Here is a 13,617-nt window from a genome sequence, read left to right as displayed (position 1 = left end):
AGCCTAAGGAAGTACCCTAAGTGGGGGTACCGGCAACGGCAAAATGATGGCCAAAAAAGTTACATACACGAAACTATCTCCGCTGGTTTATTGTGGATTTCCCACAGATTTCGTGGAAAACAAGCGCCGTGCGCAAGAAAGTGGAGCGATGACCCGAGCCATCGAATGGGCGCGTTTCCGCCGTCGCCGGTTGTGGACGGAGATCGGGATCGTTCTCGGCGTCTCGCTCGGCGCATCCGCCGTCTATTCGGTCGTCAACCTGATCGGCAGACTCACCGACACGACGGCTCTCGCCGATCAGACCGCGACCATCAACGGAGCCCTGAGCGACCGCGCCTGGCTCGACCTCACCTACCAGCTGCTGGCCATCTTCTTCGACCTGGTGCCCGTGGCGCTGGCGTTCTACCTGCTCGCGATCTCGGGCGGCAATCCCTTCCGTCGCGTCGGCTTCGACCTGAAGAAGCCGGCCAGCGACCTCGGCCGGGGTCTGCTGCTCGTGCTGGTGATCGGCGTGCCGGGCATCGCCCTCTACTTCGTCGGCCGCGCTCTCGGCTTCACCGTGAACGTGGTGCCCGCTCCCCTCGACACCTATTGGTGGACGACGCCCATCCTCATCCTCTCCGCTCTCCGCGCGGCACTGCAGGAGGAGCTGATCGTGGTGGGGTACCTGTTCACCCGGTTGCGCCAGCTCGGCTGGGGAAAATGGCAGATCATCCTGTCGGCGGCCGTGCTCCGTGGCAGCTACCACCTCTACCAGGGCATCGGACCGTTCTTCGGCAACGTCGTGATGGGCATCGTGTTCGGCTGGTGCTACTGGCGCTGGGGTCGTGTGATGCCGCTCGTGATCGCGCACTGGATCATCGACATCGCCTCGTTCGTCGGCTACGCGTGGGCCTTGGCGAGCTTCCCGGCGCTGTTCGGCTAGGCCTTCCGGCCTTTGCGGTTGGCGAGGACGAACGCGACGATGCCGAGCGCCACGAGCAGTCCGCCGCCGATGAAGCCGCCGATCATCAGGGGGTTGGGGGTCTCCCCCGAGCCGCTCTGGGCATCCGGGGTCTCCGCCACCGCGGTGAAGATCGGATCGCTCGTCGGCGGGGCCGTGGGTGACGCCGCGACGTTGACCGTGATCACGGCCTGAGCCGTCCCCGGGTCGTTGCCGGCGAAGGTGGTCGAGAGCTGGCAGAGGATGTTCGACGTGCCGATCGGGAACGCTTGACCGGACTCCACCGGCGTGCCCACGATCGAGCATCCGTCCAGCGTCAGCCCGGTCGGCAGGTTGGCAGCGAAGTCCACGGGCGCCTGGCCGGAGGCGTCCGCCGTCACGTCGATGACGCCGGGCAGGATGCTCGAATTCGTGAAGTCGGCGCCCACGACGCGCGTCGCCGTGAAGTCCGCCCCGTCGAGCACGGCGCCGTCGAACTTGGCGCCCTGGATGTCGCCTCCCGCGAAATTCGCGCCGCTCAACACCGCGCCGCGGAAGTCGCCCTCACCGAAGCGGGTGCCGCTCAGGTCGACTCCGGCGCACTGCGCCCCACCGGGTCCGTTGTCGCTCAACCGGTAGACGACGCAATCTCCCTCGGCGAAGACGGGGTCGGCGGCGAAGGCGGGAGCCGCGCCGACGCCCACGAGGGCGGCACCCGCGAGGAGGCCGGCCAGAAGACGGACGGAACGGAAACGCGGAGCGGCGGGCATGGCGAGAACCCTAGCAAAGGGCGATGACGCGAACCCTGACCGCCGCTCCGGCCCTACTCGAAGGCTTCGGGGGGCGGACAGGCGCACACGAGGTTGCGGTCGCCGTAGGCCTGGTCGATGCGCCGGACCGGTGGCCAGTACTTGCCGGGCACCAGCGAGTGCACCGGGTACACGGCGGTCTCGCGCCCATACGGATGCGTCCACTCGCCCTCGATCACGGATTGCGCCGTGTGCGGGGCGTTCCGCAGCGGGTTGTCGTCGGCCGGCCACTCCCCTGCCGCGACGGCGTCGATCTCCTGCTTGATGAGGATCATCGCGTCGACGAAGCGGTCGATCTCGGCCAGGTCCTCGCTCTCGGTCGGCTCGACCATGAGGGTTCCGGGAACCGGGAAGCTCATGGTGGGCGCGTGGAACCCGTAGTCGACGAGGCGCTTCGCGACGTCGTCGACCGACACCCCGGAGGCCGCAGTGATCGCGCGCAGGTCAAGGATGCACTCGTGCGCCACCAGACCGTTCTCGCCGGTGTAGAGCACCGGAAAGTGGGGTGCGAGCCGGGCCGCGATGTAGTTGGCGGCCAGCACGGCCGAGGCCGTGGCATCCGCGAGCCCTTCGAGTCCCATCATGCGCACGTACGCCCAGCTGATCGGCAGGATGCTCGGGCTTCCGTAGGGTGCGGCGGAGACCGGTCCACCGGAGTGCTCCACCCGGCTGCCGTCTATCAGCAGGTGCTCGGCGTCCTGCGCGAACATATGCCCCGGAAGGAATGGAGCCAAGTGGGCCTTGGCGGCGACCGGCCCGACGCCCGGGCCTCCACCGCCATGCGGGATGCAGAAGGTCTTGTGCAGGTTGAGGTGCGAGACGTCGCCCCCGAAGTCGCCGAAGCGGGCAAAGCCGAGCAGGGCGTTCAGGTTGGCGCCGTCGACGTACACCTGGCCGCCGGCTTCGTGCACGAGCCGGCAGATCTCGGTGACCTCGCGCTCGTAGACACCGTGTGTCGAGGGGTAGGTGATCATGAGCGCGGCGAGGTCGGCCGCATGCTGCTCGATCTTGGCGCGCAGGTCGTCGAGATCGACGTTGCCGAGTTCGTCGCAGGCCACGACCACGACCTTCATGCCGGCGAGGACGGCGGATGCCGCGTTGGTGCCGTGCGCGCTCGACGGGATGAGGCACACCCTGCGATCGAGGTCGCCGCGCGAGCGGTGGTAGCCGCGGATGGCCAGCAGGCCCGCGAGCTCGCCCTGGCTGCCCGCGTTCGGCTGCAGCGACACCGAGTCGTAGCCGGTGACGTCGGCGAGCCAGCGCTCGAGCTGTCCGATCAATTCGAGGTAGCCCTCGACGTCGCTCTTCGGCGCGAAGGGGTGGATGCCGGCGAACTCGCGCCAGGTGACCGCCTCCATCTCGCTGGCGGCGTTGAGCTTCATCGTGCAGGAGCCGAGCGGGATCATGCCACGGTCGAGCGCGTAGTCGTAGTCGGCGAGACGCTTGAGGTAGCGCATCATGCTCGTCTCCGAGCGGTGCGTGTTGAACACCGGATGCGTGAGGAAGTCGCTCGTGCGCACCAGGTGTTCGGGGATGCTGGACGCGATCTCGGCGACCGGTGGCGTGGCGACGGCGTCGAACACGAGCGCGAGCTGGAGCAGTTCGGCGTCGCGGGTGGTCTCGTCGAGCGCGATGCCGATCGTGTCGTCGTCGTCGACCCGCAGCAGGATGCCCTGGCCGTGCGCGTGCTCGGCGAGCCCGCGCGCCCGCCCGGGAACCCGCACCTGGAGGGTGTCGAAGTAGTCGCCGTGCACGATCTCGTAGCCGGCGGCGGTGAGCTGCGCAGCCAGCGACCGGGCGGCCCGGTTGACCTCGCTCGCGATCGCACGGAGCCCCTCGGGACCATGGTAGACCGCGTACATGCCCGCCATGACCGCCAGCAGCACCTGGGCGGTGCAGATGTTCGAGGTCGCCTTCTCGCGGCGGATGTGCTGCTCGCGCGCCTGCAGGCTGAGCCGGTAGGCCGGGTGACCCGCGGCATCCACACTGACGCCCACGAGCCGCCCGGGCAGCTGGCGTTCGAGACCGGCGCGCACCGACATGTACCCCGCGTGCGGGCCGCCGAAGCCCATCGGCACGCCGAAGCGCTGGGTGGTGCCGATGGCGACGTCGGCGCCGAGCTCACCGGGCGAGGTGATGAGGGCGAGAGCGAGCAGGTCGGCACCCACGACAGCGATCCCGCCGGCCTGGTGCACGATCTCGATCACGTCGGCCGGGTTCCACACCCGCCCGGATGCACCGGGGTACTGGATGAACACGCCGAACGCATCGGCGGCCGGGTGCGAGGGGTGGTCGACCGCGTCGAGCACCATCTCCACGATCTCGATGCCCACGGCCTCGGCGCGCGACCGGAGCAGCGACTTGGTCTGCGGGAACGCGTCGGCGTCGACGATGAAGCGGTGCGAGGCCGACTTGCTCGCGCGGCGGGCCAGGAGCATCCCTTCCACCGCCGCCGTCGACTCGTCGAGCATGGAGGCGTTCGCCGTGGCGAGGCCGGTGAGATCGGCCACCATGGTCTGGAAGTTGATCAGCGCCTCGAGCCGACCCTGGGAGATCTCGGGCTGGTAGGGCGTGTACGCGGTGTACCAGCTCGGGTTCTCGAGCACGTTGCGCTTGATCACGGCGGGCGTGATCGTGTCGTAGTAGCCGAGTCCGAGGTACGAGGTCGAGACCCGGTTGCGACCGGCCAGCGCCCGGAGTTCGTCGACGGCCTCTCGTTCGGTGGCCGCCGGGGGCACGAGCGAGTCGGCCAGCGACCGATCGAACTGGATCGCGCGAGGTACCGCGGCGGCCATCAGCTCGGCGACGCTGCCGTACCCCACCGCTTCGAGCATGCGCGACTGGGCCCGGGCATCCGTTCCGATGTGCCGGGAGGAGAAGGGAAGCTGGGTCATCGTGTGGTCATTCCCCGATCAGGGCGTTGTACTCGGCGAGTGAGAGCAGTTCGGGCAGTTCGGTGAACTCGACCTTGAGCAGCCACCCGGCACCCAGCGGGTCGCTGTTCACGAGCTCGGGCGCGTCTTCGACGGCGGCGTTCTTCTCCACCACCGTGCCGTCAACGGGAGCGAACAGCTCGCCCACCGACTTGGTCGACTCGATCTCGCCCACCACGCTGCCACCGGCGATCTCGGTGCCGGCCGCGGGCAGGTCGAGGTAGACGATGTCGCCGAGCTGGGCAGCCGCGTACGCGGTGATGCCGATGGTGGCGACGCTGCCCTCGACGAGCACCCACTCGTGTTCGGAGGTGTAACGGAGTTCGCTCTGGTCAGTCATGTCAGTCCTTCTTCCGGCGGTAGAACGGGAGGGTCGTGGTGCGGAACGCGAGGCGGGTGCCCCGGATGTCGACACTGAGCTCGGTGCCCGGCTCGGCATATCGCGGTGCGACGTACGCCATGGCGATCGGATGGCCGAGCGTCGGTGAGAGCGCCCCGCTCGTCACCACGCCGATCGGCTCCGTCGCCGCGTCGTCGGCGTAGACGAGGTAGTCGGCACGGGCGGCACGGCGTCCGTCGGCGACGAGGCCGACCAGCACCGGCGCATCCGCTGCCGGGCCGTGCTCGAGGGCGTCGCGGCCGACGAACGCGGCCTTCGCCATCGCGGGCACGCGGCCGAGGCCGGCTTGCACCGGGAACGTCTCGCGCGAGAGCTCATGGCCGTAGAGCGGCATCCCGGCCTCGAGCCGCAGCGTGTCGCGGCTGGCCAGGCCGGCCGGCACGATGCCGTGGTCGGCGCCGACCGCGGCGACAGCGGTCCAGACCGCCTCGGCGAGCTCGGGCCGCACGTAGAGCTCGAATCCGTCTTCCCCGGTGTAACCGGTGCGGGCCACGAGCACCCGCTCGCCCTGGAAGGTGCCCTCGATCGCCCGGTAGTAGCGCAGGTCGTCGAGACCGGGCGCGTCGAAGCCGGCCGTCGCCTCGAGGATCGACCGCGAAGCGGGCCCCTGCACCGCGATCAGCGCCGTCTCGTCGCTGGCGTCGCGCAGCACGGCGTCGAAACCGTCGATCCGCTCGCTCAGCGCGGCGGCCACCGGGTCGTGGTTCGAGGCGTTGGCCACGACGAGGAACTCGGTGTCACCGGTTCGGTAGACCACGAGGTCGTCGATGATCCCGCCCTCCGGAGCCAGGAGCAGCGAGTACTTCGCCTGGCCGACCTCGATCGCCGAGAGCAGTCCCGCGAGGGCATGATCGAGGAACGCCGCGGCCTCAGGGCCGGTGACCTCGAACTCGGCCATGTGCGAGAGATCGAAGAGCCCGGCCGCGGTGCGCACGGCGTGGTGCTCGGCGAGATCGCTCGAATAGCGCACCGGCATCTGCCAGCCGGCGAAGTCGGTGAAGGTGGCGCCGGCGGCGAGGTGCACCGCGTGCAGCGGGGAGGAGCGGGGAGGGGAATCCGTCGATTCGGTCATGAGTTCTCCGGTTTCATCGCAGGCGGGGCCGGCGAGTGGCGGGAGCGGAACGCGCGGTGTCGAACCGTGCAGATCTGCTCTGAGAACTCCCCCTCTGTCATCGTGCCTGAGAGTTTCACGCCGCGAGCGACGCTTTCACCGTGGGCGAGCCGCTGTCGATGCTGCGACTACTTTCCAGAGCGGCCAGTTCGATGCGGTACGAGGACCTGAGAGATTATCGGGGAGGATTGCTCCTTCGGTGCCTCTCCGGAATGCGGAGCGGCTCTCCCGCGTCGAGCTAGTGGCCAGCGGTATTCAGTTGGAAGGTGCTACGCGAACGAGCTTAGCGCCCCTCACTGGGCGCCGTATCCTCCGCCACGGCTCCGGCGCAGCACGAGCACGACGATCGCCGCGATGACTCCGAGACCCACGACGCCGAGGAGCACCGCGACCGGCCAGGGAACGACGGAGGCGGATGCCGGGCTCGGCGCATCCGTCGTCTCCGAGACGTCGGCGGAGTCGACGGTGGGCACGGGCGTCGACGCGGTCGCGATCGGGGCCGGGGCGCCCGCCTCAGGGGTGGGCGTCGGGGTGCCGTCGGGCTCCCCCGCCCAGGCCTCGCCGCAGACGGGCGGATTCGTCAGGCCGTCGTGGGCCCCGTCGAGGGTGGTGGGTTCGTAGTCGAACTCGTACTGGCCCGAGGTGGAATGGCCGTCGGAGGACACCACCTGCCACGACACGACGTATCCGCTGGCAACGCCGAGAGCGATCGGGGTGCCGACGGTCGACCCCTCGATCGTCACACAGCCGGATTCGTAGTGCAGGCCGTCGCTGTCGACGACCTGGATCGCGAAGCCGCCCGTGTCGTCACCCAGGGTCAACAACTCATCGGAGAAGGTGAGCGTGACCGAACCCGGATCGGTCGTGAGCGAGTCGCCCGCGGCCGGCGACGACGACTCGAGAGCGTCATGCGCCGAGGCCGCACCCCCCGATCCGATGGTCAGGAGCACGACGACGCCGACGGCCGCGAGGCCGCCGGCGAGGGCGTTGAAGCGGGTTCGGATGCGCGGAGTTCTCACCCGACAACGATATCCGTCAGCTGCGACGCACCCGGTACTGGTTCACCAGGGGGCAGTCGAAGGGGTCGGGGGCGTGCATGCCGACGCGGTTCATGTAGGCGATCACCGCGGCGTGCGCCTCCAGCAGGGAGGTCTGCGTGTAGGGGATCTTGTGGGTGGCGCAGTACTCCTGCACGATCGGGCGCGCCTTCATCAGGTTCGGGCGGGCCATGTTCGGGAACAGGTGGTGCTCGACCTGCAGGTTGAGACCGCCCATGAACACGGTCATGCCCCACCCACCGGCGATGTTGCGCGAGGAGAGCACCTGCTTGCTGAGGAAGTCGATGCGCGAGCCTGCCGGGAAGATCGTCATGCCCACGTGGTTCGGAGCGAACGAGGCGCCCATGTAGAGACCGAACACGGCCAGCTGCACGCCGAGGAAGGCGAACGCCATGCCGAGCGGCAGGAAGTAGAAGACGACCGCGACGTAGGCGATCAGACGGATGCCGATGAACCAGAGCTCGAAGCGGCGGCCCTCGACCGGCTTGCGGCTGAACAGGGTCTTGATCGACAGGTAGTGCAGGTTCAGGCCTTCGAGCAGCAACAGCGGGTAGAGCAAATAGCCCTGGCGGCGGGTCAGCCACGCCATGAGGCCACGACGGGAGGCGGCATCCTCTTCGATGAAGGAGACCGTGTCGATCTCGATGTCGGGGTCTTTGCCGATGACGTTCGGGTTGCCGTGGTGGCGGGTGTGCTTCGACATCCACCAGCTGTAGCTCATGCCCACGAAGGCGGTGGCGAGCGTGCGGCCGGCGCGGTCGTTCGCGGGGCCGGATTCGAACACCTGGCGGTGGCTCGCCTCGTGCGCGAGGAACGCGAACTGCGTGAAGATGATGCCGAGCGCGCCGGCGATCAGCAGCTGGTACCACGACTCGCCGAGCAGCACGAAGCCGGCGGCGGCGCCACCGAGGGCGAGCACGAGCACCGAGAACATGCCGATGTAGAAGGTGCGGCGCTTGCGCAGCAGCCCCATGTCGCGCACGGTGCTGAGCACTTCGGAGTACGCGGCGGTCGGATGCGCGGCACCGGCCTTGCGAGGAACCGTGGCACGGGCGGCCGGATTATTGATGACGGTCAACGGGACCTGCTCACTGGTGTCGGGTTCGACTTCCCAGTCGTTTCATTCGAGCATTCGCCCACGTTCAGATAGCCACAGGCTACGGGGTCAACCTGCGTATTGCCCCGGCGGACACGAAAAAGGAGCCCGTGTCCGCCTTTCGGCGAGCACAGGCTCCTTGCGTTCAGACGCCCTCAGGCGCTGACCGAACTACGCGCTGAGCGGCGTGATGTTCTCCGCCTGCAGGCCCTTGCGGCCCTGGGTGACGTCGAACGAGACGCGCTGGTTCTCTTCGAGGTTCTTGTAGCCCGAGCCGGAGATGCCGGAGTGGTGAGCGAAGACATCCTCGCCACCGTCATCGGGGGAGATGAAGCCGAAGCCCTTTTCGGAGTTGAACCATTTCACGGTGCCTGTAGGCATTGTTTTTCTCTTTTCGAGGTAAGCGGCCCCGCCTGTCGGGACCTACCGTCGCGGTGTACTTTGTTCCGCTCCTCAGAAAAACAAGTCTGCGACTCGATCGAAATCGAGCAGTAGACCCTATTCAAGATTCATGGGTAACACAACAACTTGGGCCAGCTTAGCCGTGGTCGCAGCTTTTCGCTACGAATGCGCGAGGAATCTGGACGGATCGAATCAGCCGTATCCTTTAGAATTCGACGTGGCCGGGTCGATCCGGTGCATCGCGCAGCTTGCCGCGCACTCGTGAAAGGTCGCAGATCATCAGCCCGCTCAGCATCCCGAGTCCCGATCATTCGTTCGCGGTGTTCCCGGTGTGGATCTTCCAGATCCACATCTACGCGCTGTTCATCCTCGCGGGCATCATCGTCGCGATGATCATCGTGAACCGGCGCCTCACCGCCCGTGGTGGCGAGCCGGGCATCGTGATCGACATCGTGCTCTGGGCGGTGCCGCTCGGCATCATCGGGGCACGGTTCTATCACGTGTTCACGCATCTGGGCGATTACTTCTACCCCGGCGCAGATCTGGTCAAGGTCTTCTACATCTGGGACGGCGGAAACGCCCTCTACGGTTCGCTGATCGGCGGCGCGGTGGGTGCGCTGATCGGCTGCCGCATCACTGGCATCCGCCTCTGGTCGTTCGCCGACGCGCTCGCCCCGGCCCTGCTCGTGGCCCAGGCGATCGGCCGCCTCGGCAACTACTTCAACCAGGAGCTCTACGGGCTCCCCACGAACCTGCCCTGGGGTCTCGAGATCGACCCGTCCATCAGCCCGGCGTTCCCGACGGGACTGCCCGCCGACACGCTGTTCCACCCGCTCTTCCTCTACGAGATCATCTGGAACCTGGTCGGCGTCGCCCTGCTCCTCCTGATCGAACGACGCTTCCGACTCCGCTGGGGCCGTCTGTTCGCGCTCTACCTCGTCTGGTACGGGCTCGGCCGCAGCTGGTTGGAGGCCATCCGCATCGATCCCTCGAGCGATGGATTCCTCGGCATCCCGGCCAACATCTGGGCGTCGTTCGCCGCCATCGCGCTCGGACTGGTGTTGTTCTTCGTGCAGGGCCGCCGGCACCCGGGGCTCGAGATCTCGGTCTACCGCGCCGGTCGCGGCCCCAAGAGCGCCAAGACGCCCGAGGAACTGGCCGAGGAGGAAGCGGCCGAGGCCGAACAGCGCTGGACCGACGAGGAACTCGCCGGAACCGCCGTGGAGAAGTCACCGGAGCCCAGCTCGAAGTAGGCCCTACCGCCGCCTCACGGGGAGTGCCAGCATGGGGTCACCCAACGGCGAGCGGAGGCGGTGCCCATGTCGATCATCAGGACCATTCCGGATTCCGAGGCGACCGGATTGGTGGCCGAGCAGTACGAGCGTGAGCGGAGTGCGCTCGGCTACGTTCCGTCGCACGCGCGCGTGATGAGTGTGAATCCGGAGGCCGTGGCGGCCTGGGAGAGCCTGGTGCGTGCGATCGTCGCCTCGCTGGGACTGCGACGCTACGAGCTGATCACGCTCGCTGCCGCGCGCGGGACGCGATCGCAGCACTGCCGTCTCGCGCACGGCAACCGCACTCTGGCGCTCGGGCTGTTCGACGAAGACGACGTGGTACGGATCGCGTCCGAGGCCTCGGCCTCCGATCTCGCCGAGGCCGGTCTCTCCGACGCGGAGATCGCCATGATGGCCTTCGCGGAGAAGGTGAGCACGGATGCCGCGTCGATGACGGATGCGGACTCGCTCGAGTTGCGCGCCCACGGCTTCTCCGACCGCGAGATCGTGGACATCGCCCTGGCCGCCGCCGTTCGCAACTACTACGGAAAAGCGCTGCAGGCCCTGGCGGTGGAGGTCGACGTTCCACCCACGCTCAGCGAGCCGGTGCGGGAGGCGCTGGTTCGCGGGTTGTGAGGTTCTCGGGCGGCCCGGGAGCGGGGATCGCCGGCATCGGCGCCGGCCCGACCGATGCCTGCTGCTCGGCACGGTCGTGCAGGGCGGCTTGCTCGCGGGCGGCGATCTCACGTTCGATCCGCGCTTCCGCCGTCGACCGCCGGCCGTGCACCACTGCGTCATATCGGGTGAGTCCCGCGCGGTAGAGCGCATCCGCCTGCGCCGCCTCGCCCGCACCGGCCAGCAGCCGCGCGCCGAACACGAAGAGCCGAGCGGCGCCGACGGGGTCACCGGCCGCATCGTAGAGTGCAGCGGCATCGCGGGCGGAGACTGCCGCTTCGCTCTCACAGTCGAGGTCGTCGAGGGCTCGCGCACGTGATTCCGCGATGTTGGCCTCGAGGAGCGGGTCGAACCGATGCAGTGCGACCGCCTCGGCCACCACATCGTCGAGGGTGCGGAGCGCCGCCGGGTCGCCGAACGCCGCCTGGGCCCGGCCGAGCAGGTGCAGGGCGTCGACGAGCAGGGTCGCCGCGGGCACGTCGCGTGCCACCGTGGGCGCGCCCTCCCCCTGCATCGCCGCGCGCGCCCGCCGCGCGGCCTCCTGCAGCACCGCCACCGACGCCGGGTCGTCGTTGTCGAAGAGCAGCCGTCCGAGGGCGATGCCCGCTCGGGCGGAGGCGTGATCGTCGGACGCCCTGCCGAACTCCTCGAGGGCGAGACTCCAGACGCAGTAGGCGGCAGGGTCGTCGTCGTCCTGCCGACAGGCGTGGGCGAGCCAGTAGAACACCTCGCCCCGGAGCGACGGGTCGGCGTCGAGCGAAGCCCGTTCGACCACGTCATCGAGCAGACGCCGGGCCTCGCCGCCGCGGTCGGCGCGCACGAGGGCGCAGGCGAGCCGGAACGCCATCGCGTCGACATCCGGGTGCGCGAAGCGCTCCGCGGTGCGATGGGCGGTCCGTAGCGCCTCGAGCGATCCTTCCACCGAACCGATGCGACCCAGCAGGTGGCCCAGCACCCCGCAGGAGTCGAGGATCCCCTCGCAATGGTCGAGTTCGCCGAACAGGTGCAACGCGCGATCGGCGTCGTCCACGGCGCGGTCGATCGCGGCCGCCGCCTGCTGCGGGTCGAGCGTGAACACCACGGTCGACCGGCGAAGGAGAGCGGATGCCCGCAGCGCGCGGTCGATCGGATCGCGGAGGAGCAGGTCGATGACCGCGAGCGCATCCTCGGCGCGGCCCACCGCGAAGTACGCGTCGGCGAGAACGAGCAGGCCGGCGCTCCGGCGCACGTCGGCGATGCCGTCGAGGGCGCTCGACAGAACGGAGGCGGCCTCGGCGTGGTGACTCTCCTGCATGAGGTGAGTGGCCAGGGCGAGCGAGATCCGCATCCGGGCCACCGGGGCGAGCGCGAGCTCGTCGGCGCGACGGAGCGCCCTCTCGAGCTCCTCCAGTCGCCCGGCGAGCGGGGCGCCGAAGAGCAGCAGGCCGAGCTGCAGGTCGACCTCCGCGTCGTCGTCGAGATCGTCGACGACAAGACAGTCGATGCGCCGGGCGAGCTGTTCCTCGGCCGCCGCGAGCTCGCCGCGCTCGACATGCATCCTGATGCGGAGTGCGAACAACTCGGCGCGGGTCACGGGGTCGGCGCGCGGCAGTGCGTCATCGATGGCCGTTTCGGCCGCCTCTCGATCGCCGACCGCGGCGCATTCGCGGGCACGGGCGAGAAGGGCGCGCGGCTCAGCGAGACGGCGCTCGGCCGCTTCGGCGTCGGACGCGCTCCGGACGCCGGACTCCCCATTCGCCGAGCGCGGCGCGTCGAGCAGGGCGCGGCGATGGCGTCCTTCGCGCAGCCACGCGGAAGGCTCCCACACCGTCACCGGTCGGATGGCTCGAGCCGCCACCAGTCGCCGGGCGAACCGGCCGTTCCCGTCGCGCGCGTCGAAGGCGTCGGCGAGACCGGATGCCACGGTCCAGCAGGCGCGGGCGAGTGTCGTCGCCGTCCAGCCACCCACCCGGGAGCCGAGGTGGGCCGCCAGCGCCGGAGCGTCGTCCGGCGCGACCGGGGCGTCACCATGCCCGGAGCGGGTGAGGGTGTCCATCGCTCCCCCGGCGGCGCACAGGAAGGCGAACTGCGCCGACCCGGCGAGTGGATCGGCCGCGAGCCAGCGCGCGTGCCGCTCCACCAGTCGGAGGGCGCGCTGGGGAGCACCGGCCAACACCGCGAAGGCGACGTGATCGGCGACCGCCTCGAGATGCTTCGGGCTGTGTCGGATGCGCTCGTAGCCGTCGAGGTGCACATCGCGTGCCTCGTCGAGGCGGCCGCTGAGGAGGTAGGGCACGAGCGCGCGCGACAGCCCCCGTTCAGGCTCGTCGGCGCAGCCCGTGCCGCTCTCCCGGAGGCGATCGGCCGCAGCGGTTGCGCGATCGAGCTGACCTCGTTCGGCGTGCCACGCGATCTCGGCGCTCAGCAGGCAGGCGTCGCAGAGCAGCGGTTCGGTGCGCCCGTTCCGGCCGGCAGCGGCCCCCGGGCCGGTAGTCACCCGCTCAAGGCTTTCGCGGGCCACTGCGTCGTCGCCGCACGCGGCCGCCACCTCGAAGCGGGCGAAGTCGAAGGCCCGGAGGTCGGCGCCGTGGAACGAGAACACCTCGAGCATCTCGTCGAGGCATCCGGTGATCGTCTCGCGGTCGTAGCGGGGACTGGCGACAAGAAGCCGCGGGATCGATGCCAGGTCCCAGAGCAGATCGAGGTCGTCGATGGTCGCAGGGAACCGCAGCGGGTCACTCAGGTGCATCTCCAGGCAGCGATCGAAGGCGCGAAGGCGCACCGCGGTGTTCCCGGATGCCGCCGCCCACGCGCTCAGGCGCATCCGCGATTCGTAGGCGAGCAGTTCGTCGCCGATCGCGTCGCTCAGGTCGACGGCACTCTGCAGCAGGGCGTGCTCGAGCCGACCGGTGGGCGTGCGATCGCTCTGCTGGAGCAGCCGGCGCACATGGTCCTCCG

The 13,617-nt window shown here is 69.1% G+C and carries 11 protein-coding genes and 1 riboswitch; of the genes, 3 read left to right on the top strand and 8 right to left on the bottom strand.

Annotation, left to right across the window (positions count from 1 at the left end; genetic code table 11):
• Positions 1-148: 148 nt before the first annotated feature.
• Positions 149-925 (top strand): CPBP family intramembrane glutamic endopeptidase, encoded by a 777-nt coding sequence (locus tag ACFJGU_RS16955; RefSeq protein WP_382304942.1) that lies wholly within the window; start codon positions 149-151, stop codon positions 923-925.
• On the opposite strand, the gene ACFJGU_RS16950 is transcribed toward ACFJGU_RS16955, so the two are convergent.
• From ACFJGU_RS16950 to ACFJGU_RS16920, 7 genes are all read right to left on the bottom strand, one after another.
• The gene (locus ACFJGU_RS16950; protein WP_382304941.1) at positions 922-1,692 is read right to left on the bottom strand and encodes a pentapeptide repeat-containing protein; all 771 of its coding nucleotides are present in this window, start codon (positions 1,690-1,692) and stop codon (positions 922-924) included. The two genes, ACFJGU_RS16955 and ACFJGU_RS16950, sit on opposite strands and share 4 nt — an antisense overlap.
• 53 nt (positions 1,693-1,745) lie before the next feature.
• Complete coding sequence (gene gcvP, locus ACFJGU_RS16945; RefSeq protein ID WP_382304939.1) at positions 1,746-4,625, bottom strand: aminomethyl-transferring glycine dehydrogenase; 2,880 nt, start codon at positions 4,623-4,625, stop codon at positions 1,746-1,748.
• A gap of 7 nt (positions 4,626-4,632) precedes the next feature.
• Positions 4,633-5,004, bottom strand: a complete 372-nt coding sequence (gene gcvH / locus ACFJGU_RS16940) for a glycine cleavage system protein GcvH (protein ID WP_382304937.1) — start codon at positions 5,002-5,004, stop codon at positions 4,633-4,635.
• Position 5,005: 1 nt separating this feature from the next.
• Entirely contained in the window at positions 5,006-6,136 is a 1,131-nt protein-coding gene (gene gcvT, locus ACFJGU_RS16935) for a glycine cleavage system aminomethyltransferase GcvT (RefSeq protein WP_382304935.1), read from the bottom strand.
• A gap of 184 nt (positions 6,137-6,320) precedes the next feature.
• Positions 6,321-6,416: riboswitch (glycine riboswitch) on the bottom strand.
• 52 nt (positions 6,417-6,468) lie between these two features.
• On the bottom strand, positions 6,469-7,194 hold the full coding sequence (locus ACFJGU_RS16930) for a copper resistance protein CopC (protein ID WP_382304934.1): 726 nt from the start codon (positions 7,192-7,194) through the stop codon (positions 6,469-6,471).
• Between the two features lie 16 nt (positions 7,195-7,210).
• Positions 7,211-8,311: a fatty acid desaturase family protein gene (locus tag ACFJGU_RS16925; protein WP_382304933.1), complete on the bottom strand. Its 1,101-nt coding sequence runs from the start codon at positions 8,309-8,311 to the stop codon at positions 7,211-7,213.
• 189 nt (positions 8,312-8,500) lie between these two features.
• Entirely contained in the window at positions 8,501-8,710 is a 210-nt protein-coding gene (locus ACFJGU_RS16920) for a cold-shock protein (RefSeq protein WP_092557966.1), read from the bottom strand.
• A gap of 269 nt (positions 8,711-8,979) precedes the next feature.
• On the opposite strand from ACFJGU_RS16920, the gene lgt reads away from it, so the two are divergent.
• Positions 8,980-9,984, top strand: coding sequence for a prolipoprotein diacylglyceryl transferase (gene lgt / locus ACFJGU_RS16915; RefSeq protein ID WP_382304930.1), 1,005 nt, complete (start codon positions 8,980-8,982; stop codon positions 9,982-9,984).
• 66 nt (positions 9,985-10,050) lie between these two features.
• Positions 10,051-10,641, top strand: a complete 591-nt coding sequence (locus tag ACFJGU_RS16910) for a carboxymuconolactone decarboxylase family protein (RefSeq protein ID WP_382304928.1) — start codon at positions 10,051-10,053, stop codon at positions 10,639-10,641.
• Here the strand turns inward: ACFJGU_RS16910 and ACFJGU_RS16905 are convergent.
• Entirely contained in the window at positions 10,601-13,606 is a 3,006-nt protein-coding gene (locus ACFJGU_RS16905) for a hypothetical protein (RefSeq protein ID WP_382304926.1), read from the bottom strand. The two genes, ACFJGU_RS16910 and ACFJGU_RS16905, sit on opposite strands and share 41 nt — an antisense overlap.
• Positions 13,607-13,617: the final 11 nt, after the last annotated feature.

It is taken from the genome of Herbiconiux sp. UC225_62, assembly GCF_042694625.1.
GTDB lineage: Bacteria > Actinomycetota > Actinomycetes > Actinomycetales > Microbacteriaceae > Herbiconiux.
This window is presented reverse-complemented; position numbering and strand designations above follow the sequence as displayed.